This window comes from Streptomyces sp. NPDC059008, assembly GCF_042749045.1.
Classification (GTDB): Bacteria; Actinomycetota; Actinomycetes; order Streptomycetales; family Streptomycetaceae; genus Streptomyces.
The window spans coordinates 147,874-160,794 of sequence record NZ_JBHYJC010000014.1; the positions used below are offsets into that span (position 1 = coordinate 147,874).

At 71.3% G+C, this 12,921-nt stretch carries 15 protein-coding genes; 7 read left to right on the plus strand and 8 right to left on the minus strand.

Annotation, left to right across the window (positions count from 1 at the left end):
• Positions 1–60: 60 nt before the first annotated feature.
• A complete protein-coding gene (locus ACFWZH_RS19215; RefSeq protein WP_384432066.1) occupies positions 61–579 on the plus strand; it encodes a hypothetical protein in 519 nt (172 codons plus the stop codon).
• Positions 580–655: 76 nt separating this feature from the next.
• Here the strand turns inward: ACFWZH_RS19215 and ACFWZH_RS19220 are convergent, their stop codons facing one another.
• From ACFWZH_RS19220 to ACFWZH_RS19235, 4 genes are all read right to left on the minus strand, one after another.
• Complete coding sequence (locus ACFWZH_RS19220) at positions 656–2,356, minus strand: methylmalonyl-CoA mutase (protein ID WP_384432069.1); 1,701 nt, start codon at positions 2,354–2,356, stop codon at positions 656–658.
• Positions 2,357–2,516: 160 nt separating this feature from the next.
• The gene (locus ACFWZH_RS19225; protein ID WP_384432072.1) at positions 2,517–2,849 is read right to left on the minus strand and encodes a DUF3817 domain-containing protein; all 333 of its coding nucleotides are present in this window, start codon (positions 2,847–2,849) and stop codon (positions 2,517–2,519) included.
• A 64-nt stretch (positions 2,850–2,913) separates the two neighbouring features.
• Positions 2,914–3,423, minus strand: a complete 510-nt coding sequence (locus ACFWZH_RS19230; RefSeq protein ID WP_384432075.1) for a MarR family winged helix-turn-helix transcriptional regulator — start codon at positions 3,421–3,423, stop codon at positions 2,914–2,916.
• Between the two features lie 43 nt (positions 3,424–3,466).
• Positions 3,467–4,786, minus strand: coding sequence for an MFS transporter (locus ACFWZH_RS19235; RefSeq protein WP_384432078.1), 1,320 nt, complete (start codon positions 4,784–4,786; stop codon positions 3,467–3,469).
• A gap of 78 nt (positions 4,787–4,864) precedes the next feature.
• Here ACFWZH_RS19235 and ACFWZH_RS19240 point away from each other — a divergent pair, with 78 nt between their 5' ends.
• Complete coding sequence (locus tag ACFWZH_RS19240; protein WP_384432081.1) at positions 4,865–5,848, plus strand: DUF5937 family protein; 984 nt, start codon at positions 4,865–4,867, stop codon at positions 5,846–5,848.
• A 435-nt stretch (positions 5,849–6,283) separates the two neighbouring features.
• On the opposite strand, the gene ACFWZH_RS19245 is transcribed toward ACFWZH_RS19240, so the two are convergent.
• Complete coding sequence (locus ACFWZH_RS19245) at positions 6,284–6,580, minus strand: MTH1187 family thiamine-binding protein (protein WP_189451380.1); 297 nt, start codon at positions 6,578–6,580, stop codon at positions 6,284–6,286.
• Positions 6,577–6,927: a DUF3817 domain-containing protein gene (locus tag ACFWZH_RS19250; RefSeq protein ID WP_384432085.1), complete on the minus strand. Its 351-nt coding sequence runs from the start codon at positions 6,925–6,927 to the stop codon at positions 6,577–6,579. Before ACFWZH_RS19250 ends, ACFWZH_RS19245 begins: the two co-directional genes overlap by 4 nt.
• Positions 6,928–7,175: 248 nt before the next feature.
• On the opposite strand from ACFWZH_RS19250, the gene ACFWZH_RS19255 reads away from it, so the two are divergent.
• The 4 genes from ACFWZH_RS19255 (at position 7,176) to ACFWZH_RS19270 (ending at position 9,882) form a co-directional block, all read left to right on the plus strand.
• Positions 7,176–7,814: an AIM24 family protein gene (locus ACFWZH_RS19255; protein ID WP_384432088.1), complete on the plus strand. Its 639-nt coding sequence runs from the start codon at positions 7,176–7,178 to the stop codon at positions 7,812–7,814.
• Positions 7,814–8,497 (plus strand): AIM24 family protein, encoded by a 684-nt coding sequence (locus ACFWZH_RS19260; RefSeq protein ID WP_384432091.1) that lies wholly within the window; start codon positions 7,814–7,816, stop codon positions 8,495–8,497. The genes ACFWZH_RS19255 and ACFWZH_RS19260 overlap by 1 nt, the downstream gene beginning before the upstream one ends.
• A complete protein-coding gene (locus tag ACFWZH_RS19265; protein ID WP_384432094.1) occupies positions 8,494–9,288 on the plus strand; it encodes an AIM24 family protein in 795 nt (264 codons plus the stop codon). The genes ACFWZH_RS19260 and ACFWZH_RS19265 overlap by 4 nt, the downstream gene beginning before the upstream one ends.
• A gap of 117 nt (positions 9,289–9,405) precedes the next feature.
• Positions 9,406–9,882 carry a MarR family winged helix-turn-helix transcriptional regulator gene (locus ACFWZH_RS19270; RefSeq protein WP_384432097.1) on the plus strand — a complete coding sequence of 159 codons (477 nt, stop codon included), beginning with the start codon at positions 9,406–9,408 and terminating at the stop codon, positions 9,880–9,882.
• A 42-nt stretch (positions 9,883–9,924) separates the two neighbouring features.
• Here ACFWZH_RS19270 and ACFWZH_RS19275 read toward each other — a convergent pair whose 3' ends face one another.
• Both ACFWZH_RS19275 and ACFWZH_RS19280 read right to left on the minus strand, forming a co-directional pair.
• The gene (locus ACFWZH_RS19275; RefSeq protein WP_384432100.1) at positions 9,925–11,346 is read right to left on the minus strand and encodes an ATP-binding protein; all 1,422 of its coding nucleotides are present in this window, start codon (positions 11,344–11,346) and stop codon (positions 9,925–9,927) included.
• Positions 11,339–12,055 (minus strand): response regulator transcription factor, encoded by a 717-nt coding sequence (locus ACFWZH_RS19280; protein ID WP_384432104.1) that lies wholly within the window; start codon positions 12,053–12,055, stop codon positions 11,339–11,341. Before ACFWZH_RS19280 ends, ACFWZH_RS19275 begins: the two co-directional genes overlap by 8 nt.
• A 129-nt stretch (positions 12,056–12,184) precedes the next feature.
• Here ACFWZH_RS19280 and ACFWZH_RS19285 point away from each other — a divergent pair, with 129 nt between their 5' ends.
• Complete coding sequence (locus ACFWZH_RS19285) at positions 12,185–12,853, plus strand: PepSY domain-containing protein (protein WP_384432107.1); 669 nt, start codon at positions 12,185–12,187, stop codon at positions 12,851–12,853.
• The last annotated feature ends 68 nt before the right edge of the window (positions 12,854–12,921 follow it).

Sequence of the window (12,921 nt, forward strand, 5' to 3'; positions counted from 1 at the left end):
ATGCGATGGATCGGATGGGGGCTCCTCGTCATCGTTCTCCTGGCGAGCGCCGTGTTTGTCATGAAAGGGCTGACCGCGGCGGGCCTCACGGGCACGCACGGAACATTCACGGTCAAGGAGTGCACGGAAGAGGCCGCCACCAGGCGTTCGAATAAGCCCACGAATGAATTCTCATGCGCCGGAGTCTTCCGCCCGGACGACGGCAGCACCGTCGACGACAAGGCGTCCCTGGACAGCTTCAACAAGGACTACGACGCGGGCACCAGCCTGTCGGTCCAGCACAACGACGCCGGCGTTCTCGGACTCCTGACGTCGGGCTACCTCCTCGCCGACGGCGCGCAGGTCTCGACGAACTTCCTGTGCGCCTTCGGGGTCCTGCTCTACCTCCCCGTGGCGTTGTTCGTCAGGCTCACCGGCTTCGGCTCGGACGGCGTCACCTTCCGCCGGTTCCGGGAGACCTGGGACGCGACCAGGGGCACACGAACCCGCACGATCGTGCTCACCAGCACGATCGGGGTCCTCGTCGGCATGTTCGTCGTCAGCACGGCCCTTGGGCACGTCCTGCCCGGACTCGGCTGAGCGGGCCTGCCGGCGGGCCACACGGGCGACGCCCCGGGGGCACTGCCCCCGGGGCGTCGCACACGGTGAGGGCGCGTCAGAAGCCGGCCGGCTCGGTGTAGATGCCCCACTCGTCCCGCAGGACCCCGCAGATCTCGCCCAGCGTCGCCTCGGCCCGTACGGCCTGAAGCATCGGCTCGATCATGTTGCCGCCGTCCCGCGCCGCGGCGAGCATCGACTTCAGCGCGGCCTCGACCCGGGCGTCGTCACGGGCCGCCTTGCGCTCCGCGAGCACCCGCACCTGCTCCCGTTCGACCTCGTGGCTGACCCGGAGGATCTCCAGATCGCCGGTGACCGAGCCGTGGTGGCAGTTGACACCGACGACCCTCTTGTCGCCCTTCTCCAGCGCCTGCTGATAGCGGAAGGCCGACTCGGCGATCTCGCCGGTGAACCAGCCGTCCTCGATGCCCCGCAGGATTCCGGAGGTCATCGGCCCGATCGGGTGCTGCCCGTCCGGCACCGTCCGCGCGCCGCGCTCCCTTATCTGCTCGAAGATCTTCTCCGCGTCCGCCTCGATGCGGTCCGTCAGCTGCTCGACGAACCAGGAGCCGCCCAGCGGATCGGCGACATTGGCGACCCCGGTCTCCTCCATCAGGACCTGCTGGGTGCGCAGCGCGATCTCCGCGGCCTGCTCGCTGGGCAGGGCGAGGGTCTCGTCCAGGGCGTTGGTGTGCAGCGAGTTGGTGCCGCCCAGCACCGCCGCCAGCGCCTCGACCGCGGTCCGTACGACGTTGTTGTACGGCTGCTGAGCCGTCAGCGAGACACCGGCCGTCTGCGTGTGGAACCGCAGCCACTGCGCCTTCTCGCTGGTCGCGCCGTAGACGTCGCGCATCCAGCGGGCCCAGATCCTGCGGGCCGCGCGGAATTTGGCGATCTCCTCGAAGAAGTCGACGTGCGCGTCGAAGAAGAAGGACAGGCCGGGGGCGAAGGTGTTGACGTCCAGGCCGCGGCTGAGACCCAGTTCCACATAGCCGAAGCCGTCCGCCAGGGTGTAGGCCAGCTCCTGCGCGGCCGTGGCTCCGGCCTCGCGGATGTGGTAGCCGGACACCGACAGCGGCTTGTACGCGGGAATGCCGCGCGCGCAGTGCTCCATCAGGTCGCCGATCAGCCGCAGATGCGGCTCCGGCTGGAACAGCCACTCCTTCTGCGCGATGTACTCCTTGAAGATGTCCGTCTGGAGCGTGCCGTTGAGGACGGCGGGGTCGACGCCCTGCCGCTCGGCGGCCACCAGGTACATGCAGAAGACGGGAACGGCCGGCCCGGAGATCGTCATGGAGGTCGTGACATCGCCCAGCGGGATGTCCTTGAAGAGCACCTCCATGTCGGCCGCCGAGTCGATGGCGACGCCGCAGTGCCCGACCTCGCCCAGCGAACGCGGGTCGTCGGAGTCGCGGCCCATCAGGGTCGGCATGTCGAAGGCGACGGAGAGGCCGCCCCCGCCCGCCTTCAGGATCATCTTGTAGCGCTCGTTGGTCTGCTCGGCGTTGCCGAAGCCGGCGAACTGGCGGATCGTCCAGGTCCGCCCCCGGTAGCCGGTCGGGTACAGCCCCCGTGTGAAGGGGTACTCGCCCGGCCAGCCGATCCGCTCGAACCCCTCGACCGTGTCGCCGGGCCGCGGCCCGTACGCCGGCTCGACGGGATCACCCGAGAGCGTGGTGAAGTCCGCGTCCCGCTTCCGGGCAGCGTCGTACCGAGCCTGCCAGCGACGGCGGCCTTCATCGATCGCGTCAGCGTCCATACCTTCGAATTTACTAGGACGTCCAAGTAATTGTCGACGGCAGGAGGTGACAAGTCGGGGTGGATCACGGTGCGTGACCGGCGCGGGCACCCGGGAAACGCGAACGCGCCCGTCCAGGCAAGGGGGACGGGCGCGTGAGGAGCGGCGGCTGCGGCCGCCGTCAGACCTTGACCGGCTCCGGAGCGTCACCGGCGAGCAGCGGCTCGACCTCCCGCACGACCGTGCGCTCGACGAAGAACGCGGCGGTGGGGATCGTGCCCGAGACCAGCACCCACAGCAGCTTGCCGAACGGCCACTTCGCCTTGGAGCCCAGGTCGAAGGCGAAGATCAGGTAGATGATGTAGAGCACGCCGTGGACCTGCGAGACGACGAGGGTGAGGTCCTTGCCCATCCCGAAGCCGTACTTGAAGATCATGCACGTGCAGAGCACCAGCAGCATCACGGCGGTGATGTAGGCCATCGCCCGGTAACGGGTCAGGACGCTTCGCTTCATGCCCCCGAGCGTAACCACCCGATCCGGGGCGATCTTCACCGCCCCCTGGGAGACCGGGCGCCCGTCACTCGTCCTTGAAGTCCTCCGCCGCGACCCGCAGCGGCCGCAGCATCGCGAAGATCTCCGCGCACTCCTCGGCGTCGTACGCCCCGAGCCCGAAGTCCATCGCCATCAGGTCCCGGGTCGCCGCGTCGCACACCTCGCGCCCCTTGTCCGTGATCGAGGCGAGAGTGCCGCGCCCGTCGTTCGGATTGGGCCGCTTGGCGACCAGACCGGACTTCACCAGCCGGTCGACGGTGTTGGTCACCGAGGTCGGATGCACCATCAGCCGCTCGCCGATCTTCGACATCGGCAGCTCACCGGCCTTGGAGAAGGTCAGCAGCACCAGCGCCTCGTAGCGCGCGAAGGTCAGCCCGTAGGGCTTGACCACCGCGTCCACCTCGGACAGCAGGATCTGATGGGCGCGCATGATCGAGGTGATCGCGGCCATCGACGGCACGGCACCCCATCGCTGCTGCCACAGTTCGTCGGCGCGCGCGATGGGGTCGAAAGCAAGGCTGAGCGGCTTCGGCACGCATCCGACCCTACCCGGCGGTCATATTGTGGTCAGCCTTGTCTCAGTTTTCGGTCGCCCGGAGACCGGGCGACCGGGGGCCGGGCCGCGTACGGCGGACCTCGGCGATCACCGCCAGTACGCTCACCAGGCCGACCACCCCCGCCGCCGGCATCACCACCCGCAGGGGGGCGTACTCCGCCGCCAGGCCGGCCGCGCCCATCGCCAGGCCCATGACCGTCATCCGCCCCGCCTGCGTCAGCGTCATCGCCTGCCCCAGCAGCTGCTCGGGTACCGCGGCGACGAACCAGCGGTCGACGCCGAAGTTGTACGAGATCCCGGTACCGGTCAGCACCAGCAGCAGCACCGCCCAGCCGAGCGGGGGCTGCGCCGCGAAGCCGAGCGAGGGCAGTACGGCGAAGACGCCCATGGGGAAGGTGAGCCGACCGCGCGCCCGGGGGCCGAGGAACGAGCCGGCCAGGCTCTCGGCGAGCACCGCGCCGACGGGCATGCTGCACATCAGCAGGCCCACGGCGGCCGGACCGGCGCCGAGCCGGTCGGCGTAGGGGATCAGCAGCGCCTCCGGAACGACCACGAACGCCGGCGGAAGCCACATCAGCAGCAGCAGCGCCCGGATCCGACGGTCGGCCAGCAGCCGGCGAAGGCCGCCCAGCGAGGCCCCCAGCAGCGTCCCGCGACCGGCACCCGGGGCCCGGCGCGGCGGGCGGGCGCGGGTCCCCAGCCACAGCAGCAGCGCGGAGCCCGCGAAGGTCCCCGCGGTGATCCCCAGCACCGCCCCGGGCGACGCCACCGCCAGCAGCAGGCCCCCGGCCCCGAACCCGGCGAGCTGCGCGCTCTGGTTGACGATGCGGATCACCGAGCGCCCCAGCACGAACAGTTCGCCCTCGCCGAGGATCTCCCCCAGCGTCGCGGCGCGGGTACCGGCGAAGACCGGCGCGATGGCGGCGATCACACAGCGCAGCGCGAGCAGCGCCCCGACCGGCGTGCCCGGCCGCACCATGCCCGCGGCGGCCAGCGCGCACAGCACATCGCAGCCGACCAGCACCCGGCGGGCCGGATACCGGTCGGCGACGGCCGACAGCAGCGTGCCGCCGACGACGTACGGCAGCAGCCCCAGCGCGAAGGTCAGGGCGCTCAGCAGCGGCGAGCCGGTGAGCCGGAAGACCAGGACCGACAGCGCGATCTCGCAGACGACCACGCCGAGCGAGGACAGCAGGTGCGCGGCGAAGACCCGGCGGAACTCGGGGACGGCGAAGACGGCACGGTAGCCGGACGAGCGGTCCGGCCCGGCGCCGACGGCCCGGCCCTCGCCGGGGCAGGGGGGAGTGCGGCCCGGCGGTACGGGCCCCGTGGTCGCGGACATGACGGCAGCCTGCCGGGGCCGGACCGGGCCCCCTAGTCTTTCGGCTACAGCCGAATCCTGGGGAGGGGGCCGGCGACCATGCCGCTGCATCTGCAATTCGGCGCCGATGACCTGCTCCGCATCCGCTTCGCCGTCTCGCCGCTGTGCGAGACGCACGAGGCCGTACGCACCCTGCGGCGCGCCGACCGGCACGGCTACCACACACCGTGGCTGCGCCGGATGCGCCGGGCGCTGGCGGGGCTGGATCTGACGCCGCTGTGGCTGTTCATGCCGTCGCCGCCACCCGGCTACACACCGGACTTCCTGGGCCGCCCGCCGAAGACCCCGATGGCCTCCTTCGACGAGGAGCTGGCGCTGCTGCGGGCCACCGATCCGGCGCTCGCCCGCGCAGAGATGGCCAAGTCGCTGGCCTGTACGCCGGGTGCCCTGGACTCCGCGCGGGGCCGTGCCGCGCTGGCGGATCCGGCGGCGGCGATCCAGGAACTGGCCGAGGTCACCGAGCGCGCCTGGCACGCGCTGCTCGCCCCGGACTGGCCGCGGCTGCGGGCGCTGCTGGAGGCCGAGATCGCCTACCGGTCGCACCAGTTGGCCGGCGGCGGGCTGCAGCGGCTCTTCGCCGATCTGCATCCGCTGGTGTCCTGGTCGGGCGAGACCCTCACGGTCCGCACCCGGATCGACTTCGTCCAGACGCAGGACCTCAAGGGCCGCGGTGTGCTGCTGCTGCCGAGCGTCTTCGTATGGCCGGACGTGGTCAGCGGCTTCGATCCGCCGTGGCAGCCGACCGTCATCTATCCGGCGCGCGGCATCGGCGGGCTGTGGAGCGAACCGGAGACGGGGCCGGCGCTGGCCCGCCTGCTGGGAGTCAACCGCGCCGCGGTACTGGCCGCGCTCGACGTCCCGTCGACGACGACCGCCCTGGCCCACCGCCTCGGACTGGCGCCCTCGTCGGTCTCGGCCCAGCTGTCCGTCCTGCGCGACGCGGGCCTTTTGACCTCGCGTCGCCGGGGGCACCAGGTGCTGTACGAGCGCACCCCGCTGGGGATCGCGCTTGCGCGCGGCTGATTCCCACGTTGTCGGCTGCGGCGCCGTGCGTGTTGTTCGCCGTTGCGCCCTTTCGCTGCGCTTTGCTGCTTCCCACGTTTTTGGCTTTCCCGCCGTGGTGGTTTTTCGCCGTTGCGCCTGCGGCGGGCGTTTGTTTGTCGGGTGCGGTGACAGCCCTACGGACTCCGTCCTACGGTCTGTCCCCTCCCGTGGGTGGGTGGAAGACGGCCGGTGGGGGCGGGCCCCGTCCGTCGACTACCGGCACACGAACGCTGACGTTCACCCCCACCGGTCTCCTCCCCTCCCACCCACGGGAGGGGGCGGACCGCAGGACGGAGTCCGGAGGGCCGCACCCGCTGCCGAAAACGCCCCGCGCAGCGGCAACCAGCCCGCCGCAGGCGAACCAAGCGAAACCCCCACGGCGGGCCAGCCGAAAGCGTCGGGGGCCAACCCGGCCTACCCCTCGGAGAGATACCTCTCCACCGTCTCCACCTTCGACGTCAGGCCGTCCGTCACCCCGGGACGGATATCGGCCTTGAGGACCAGCGAGACGCGTCCGCAGCGTGCCTCGACGGCCGCGACCGCGCGCTTGACGACGTCCATGACCTCGTCCCACTCGCCCTCGACGGAGGTGAACATCGCGTCCGTACGGTTGGGCAGCCCCGACTCGCGGACGACCCGGACCGCGTCGGCCACGTACTCGCCGACGTCCTCGCCGACGCCCAGCGGGCTCACGGAGAAGGCGACGATCATGCGTTGACGATGCCTTCCTTGCGGGCCCGGGCGGCGATCACGCCGGCCTCCTCCTCGCGCTTGAGGACGCGGTCGCCGTAGAGGCCGCCGAACGGCACGATCGCCAGCAGGAAGAAGAAGGCGACCCGCTTGAAGGACCACTTGGTGCGGTTCCACACGTCCAGCAGCAGCACCACGTACGTGATGAAGAGCAGGCCGTGGATCAGGCCGAGCGGCATCACCAGGGCGTCGTAGTCGAAGGCCAGACGGAAGCCGGTGCCGAAGATCAGCAGCGCCGGGAAGGAGATCGCCTCCGGGATGGAGGCCAGGCGCAGGCGGTGCAGGGCGGCGGCGGTCTTGATGTCCACAACAACCTCGTTCGGGTGCAGATGGGCGGTCGGCGCGCGGCGCCGTCTTCTGGGGTGGAGGTCGGGCGACGGGCGGGCGCATGCTTGTGCAAGGGTTCACAAGCGCGTCCCATTGTTACAGCCGCCCCGGTGATCACCGCGCGCGGGGCCGCCGGGAGCGCCCCTGCCCCGGCGTCCGGGAGATCTCAGGGCGGTGTCAGGGGCATGGGACCTGCCCTGTGCGGCCCGGGCCGACTACCGTCTGACGCGTGGCTCAGTTTCGGCTCCAGGGGAGCAAGGTGCTCGCCGTCGATATGACGGGCGACGCCGTCAAGGCGAAAAACGGTGCGATGGTCGCGTACGACGGCCAGATGTCGTTCAAGAAGATGACCGGCGGCGGCGAGGGCCTGCGCGGCATGGTCACCCGCCGGCTGACGGGTGAGCAGATGGCCGTGATGGAGGTGAAGGGCCACGGCACGTGCTACTTCGCCGATCGCGCGAGCGAGATCAGCCTGGTGCAGCTGCGGGGCGAGAAGCTGTACGTGGAGGCCAGCAACCTGCTGTGCACGGACGCCTCGCTGCATACGGGCACGACGTTCACGGGCCTGCGGGGCGCCTCGCAGGGCCACGGCCTGTTCACCACGACGGTCGAGGGCAGCGGCCAGGCGGCGCTCATGTCCCACGGCCCCGCGGTGGTGCTGCGGGTCACCAAGCAGTACCCGCTCCAGGTCGACCCGGGGGCGTATGTCGCGCACACCGGCGAGCTGAAGCAGCACTTCCAGTCCGGGGTGAATTTCCGCAGCTTCATAGGGGAGGGCTCTGGCGAGGCCTTCCAGATCCGCTTCGAGGGTGAGGGCCTGGTGTACGTGCAGCCCAGCGAGCGCAACACCGTGGGCGGTGAGGTCTGATGCCGTTCACAGCGCTCAACTCCCGCATGGTGGAGGCCAGGATCGGTCCGGGCCAGCGGATGTTCAGCCAGCGCGGGGCGATGCTCGCCTACCGCGGCGAGGTCAGCTTCACCCCGAACATCCAGGGCGGCCAGGGCGGCGTCGGCTCGATGATCGGCCGCCGGATCGCCGGTGAGGCCACGCCCCTGATGACAGTAGAAGTCCCCCAAGGTCTTAATGACCAGGGAGGTGCCCCCACCGCCACGGTGATGTTCGGGCACGGCGGTCACCACGTCCAGGTCGTCGACCTGACCGGCGAGACGCTGTACGTCGAGGCCGACCGGCTGCTGGCCTTCGACGGCTCGCTGCAGCAGGGCACGATGTTCATGGGCTCGCAGGGCGGGGTGATGGGCATGGTGCGCGGCCAGGTCACCGGCCAGGGCCTGTTCACCACGACCCTCAAGGGCGTCGGGTCGGCCGCGGTGATGGCGCACGGCGGTGTCATCGAGCTGCCGATCACGCCCCAGCGCCCGGTCCATGTCGACCCGCAGGCCTATGTCGCCCACCGCGGCGACGTCCGCAACAAACTGTCCACGGCGCTCGGCTGGCGCGACATGGTCGGCCGCGGCTCGGGCGAGGCCTTCCAGCTGGAGCTGTCGGGCCAGGGCACCGTCTACGTACAGGCGTCGGAGGAGAAGCTGTGACCGGTCCCGTCGTCCACGACGTCTCCTCGCTCCCCGCCGACGACAACGTCAATCCGTACGCCTTCAGCGTCGAGCTGAACGGCCAGTGGTTCCTGCAGAAGGGGAAGATGATCGCCTACTACGGGCGGATCGACTTCCACGGCATCGGGCACGGCCGGCTGGACCGGCTGATCGCCGGAAGTTTTCATTCGCCACTGCACGCCGCGGACTGGGTCGTCGCCGAGGGGCAGGGAAAGATGCTGCTCGCGGACCGTGCGTTCGATGTGAATTCCTTCGATCTGGATGAGGGCAACCTCACTATTCGCTCGGGCAACTTGCTCGCGTTTCAGCCATCTCTGTCGCTGAAGCAGTCGATCATCCCGGGCTTCCTCACCCTCATCGGTACGGGCAAGTTCGTGGCCGCCTCCAACGGCCCGGTGGTCTTCATGGAGCCGCCGCTCCGGGTGGACCCGCAGGCGCTCGTCGGCTGGGCGGACTGCCCCTCCCCCTGCCACCACTACGACCACCAGTACCTGCGGGGATTCCTGGGCGGGCTGCGGGCGCACACTGGCATCGGCGGTGCGTCGGGCGAGGAGCACCAGTTCGAGTTCGTCGGCGCCGGCACGGTCCTGCTGCAGTCGACGGAGCAGCTGATGCCGGAGCTGGCGACCGGCGAGATTCCCGCGGAGGCGGGTGTGCCGGGCGGCGGCGGGCAGGGCCCGCACGGCGGCGGACACCCCCCGCAAAGTGGCTCACAACTGCCCCAACTGCCCGGCAACCTCGGCAGCCTCCAACGCCGCTTCGGGCTGTGAGCGGTAGTCTGCGGACGGTGACGTCGAACGAATGACCAACGTCCGACCCCGACCGGCCGGCGCCGCCATCCCGGCACGATTAATTAATTATTCAACTTTTACGGATAGAATTCATCCATGACGACCGACAGCGACACCCCCTGGCTGACCGACCAGGAGCAGCGTGCCTGGCGCACCCATTTGGACGTCAGCAGGCTGCTGATGCACCAACTGGAGCGGGATCTGCAGCCGTTCGGCCTGACGAACAACGACTACGAGATCCTGGTCAACCTCTCCGAGGCCGAGGACCACCGGCTGCGGATGAGCGACCTGGCAGCCAGCACCCTGCAGTCCAAGAGCCGTCTCTCCCACCAGATCACCCGGATGGAGAACGCCGGTCTGGTGCGCCGCGAGAGCTGCGAGTCGGACCGTCGGGGCCTGTACGCCGTGCTGACGGAGGAGGGCTGGGACACCATGCGCCGAGTCGCCCCGCACCATGTCGCATCGGTCCGCAAGCACTTCATCGACCTGTTCGCCCCCGACGACCTCGAAGCGCTGCGCGCCTCGCTCACTCCGGTGGCCGAACACCTCCGCACGCATCGCGGCGGCCTCTGACCCATCAGCCCCGCGGCCCCGCCCCGGGGCCGCGGCGCCGGATCACCCGGCCACCGGCAGCCGCAGCTCGAACACCGCGCCCTGGCGGACGGCCAGCGAGCCGCCGTGCCGCACCGCGACATCGCGCGCGATGGCCAGCCCCAGCCCGGCCCCGCCGTCGTCGCGCGCCCGCGCGTCGTCGAGCCGTACGAACCGCTCGAAGATCCGCTCCCGCTCCGCCTCCGGGACCCCCGGCCCGTCGTCCTCGACCCGCAGCACCGCCCACTCCCCCGCGCGCACCACGTCCACCCGCACGGACGAGTCCGCATGGCGCTGCGCGTTGTCCAGCAGATTGCCCAGTACCCGCCCCAACTGGCTCCGGGACCCGGCCACTTCCACGCTCGCCGACTCGCCCACCCGCACCGGGATCCGGTCCCCGACCCGCTGCGAGCTCTCCTCGCGCACCATCGCCGCCAGGTCCACGCGGGCGTCGGCCGGCCGCTCCCCCGCGTCCAGCCGGGCCAGCAGCAGCAGATCCGCCGCCAGCCGCTGCAGCCGTACGGTGTCGGCCACCGCTCCCGGCACATCCAGCAACTCCGGGTGCGCCACCGCCACTTCCAGCTGGGTGCGCAGACTCGCGATCGGGCTGCGCAGCTCGTGCGAGGCGTCCGCCACGAAGCGCCGCTGCCGCTCAACGCTCGTCTCCAGCGCGGCGAGCGTCTCGTTGGTCGTCCGCGCCAGCCGGGCGATCTCGTCCCGCGCGGCCGGCTCCGGCACCCGCCGCGACAGGTCCGTACTCGCCGTGATCGCCGCCATCTCCGCACGGATCCCCTCCACCGGCCGCAGCGCCCGCCGGGTCACCAGCCAGGTCACCCCCGCCACCACCGCGAGCAGCGGCACCAGCCCGACCAGCATGGCGTCGCGCACCGACCCGACGGCGTCCCGCTCCGGCGCCAGCGCCGAGCCCGCCCGCACCGTGGCCTTCTCCCCGCGGCTGTCCTTGGCCTCGACCACCGCGAACCGGTAGTCGCCGACCGTACCGTCGACGTCCGCGGTGCCGTCCAGATAGCGGACGTCCTCGTCGACCTCGCCGGGCCTGAGCCCGGTCGCGTCGTCGTCATCCCCGCCGTCGTCGTCCTCGTCCGGCGGCGGGGCGTGCCCCGCGCCCTGCTGCCCGCCCGCCACGCGCCTGCCGTCGACCGCCCGTACGTCCTCGCCCACCGCCAGCACCCGGCCGTCCTCGTCGGTGACCACCACCGGGTGATCGTCGCCGTCCGGCAGATCGAGCTTCGGATACCCGGTGCCCGTGGCGATCTGCGCGGCGACCTCGCGCGCGGCGACCTCGGACCGCAGCCCGGCCTGCTGCTGCAGATTGCCGCGCAGCACCAGCAGCACCGCGGTGCCCGCCGCGATCAGCGCCAGCGCCACCACCACGGTCGCGCCGGCCGCCGCCCTGGCCCGTACGGACCCCGGCGCCCTAGTCACCGGCCACCAGCCGGTATCCCGCGCCGCGCACCGTCGCGATGTGCCCGGCGCCGAGCTTGCGCCGCAGCGCGCTGACGTAGACCTCGATGATGTTGACATCGCCCTCGTAGGCGAAGTCCCAGACGTGCTCCAGGATCTCCGCCTTGGAGACGACGTCGCCCGGCCGCAACGCAAGCTGCTCCAGTACGGCGAACTCCTTCGTGGTCAGCGCCACTTCCGCGCCGTCCCGCTCGACCCGGCGCGCCCCCTGGTCGATGGCGAGCGACCCCACCCGCAGCACGGGCTGCGCACTGCGCCCGCGCCGCCGCAGCAGCGCCTTCACCCGCGCCACCAGCACCACGTACGAGAACGGCTTGGTCAGGTAGTCGTCGGCGCCGGTGTCCAGCCCCTCGGCCTCGTCGTACTCGCCGTCCTTGGCGGTCAGCATCAGGATCGGCACCTCGTTGCCGGCCGCGCGCAGCGCCCCGCAGACGTGGTAGCCGTTCATGCCCGGCAGCATGATGTCGAGCACGATCAGGTCGTAGTCGCCCTCACCCGCCCGGTGCAGTCCCTCCCGGCCGTCGTGCACCACATCGACCGCGTACCCCTCGGCCCGCAGGCCCTTCGCCAGCGACAGGGCCAGCCGCTTTTCGTCCTCCACGATCAACAGTCGAAGGGGGCGGCGCGCAGCGCCTCGGTCAGGGTGGTGGTGGGTGACGGGAGGGCGCATACACGTACCTTGCCAGGCCGAACCTGAAGACCCCTTCAGGTGCCTTCAGCTCCCCTTCAGCTTCGCCCGGCCATGGTGGGGACACAGCGTTCGAAAGCGCTGGCACCACCGACCTCAGGGGAGAGAAACATGAAGCGCCACCTCGTCATCGCCACCGCCGCCGCGGCCGCCCTGATCGCCGGGGGCACGGTCACCGCCGTCGCGGTCAACAACGACAGCGGCCCCGGCAGCGCCCAGTCCGGTGCGCAGACCTCGGCGCAGCTGGCGAAGGAGTCCAGCGTCCAGCTGCGGGACGCGGACGACCACGGCCAGGAGGAGGTCCGCGAGGCCGGCGCCGCCAAGGTGACCGCGCCCGAGGCCGCGGCCGCCGCCCTGAAGGCCGTCCCCGGCGCCGTCACCGGCCTGGACCTGGACACCGACCGGCCCGGCCTGGTCTGGGACGCGGACGTCCTGGGCAAGGACGGCAAGTGGCACGAGCTCACGCTGGACGCGGGCACCGCACGGGTGCTGAACCAGCACGTCGAGCACGGCGACGACGACGATCACGCCCGTGCCCAGGCCGCCCTCAAGGGCGCGCGCACCGACGCCGCGGCCGCCGCCCGCAGCGCCGCGTCGCACGGCACGGTGACCTCCGTCGAGCTGGACGGCGACCACCGGGCCAAGGCCGTCTGGGAGGTCGAGACCGTCACCAAGGACGGCAAGGAGCACAAGCTGCTGGTCGACCCGCAGACCGGCAAGCTGAGCGCCGCGCCCGCACACGACGCGGACGACGACGACAACGACGGCGCGGACGACTGAGGACCGCGCGGAGGCCGGGGCACCACGGCGCCCCGGCCTCCAGGCCTGTCCGACGGGCCGGACGCCGG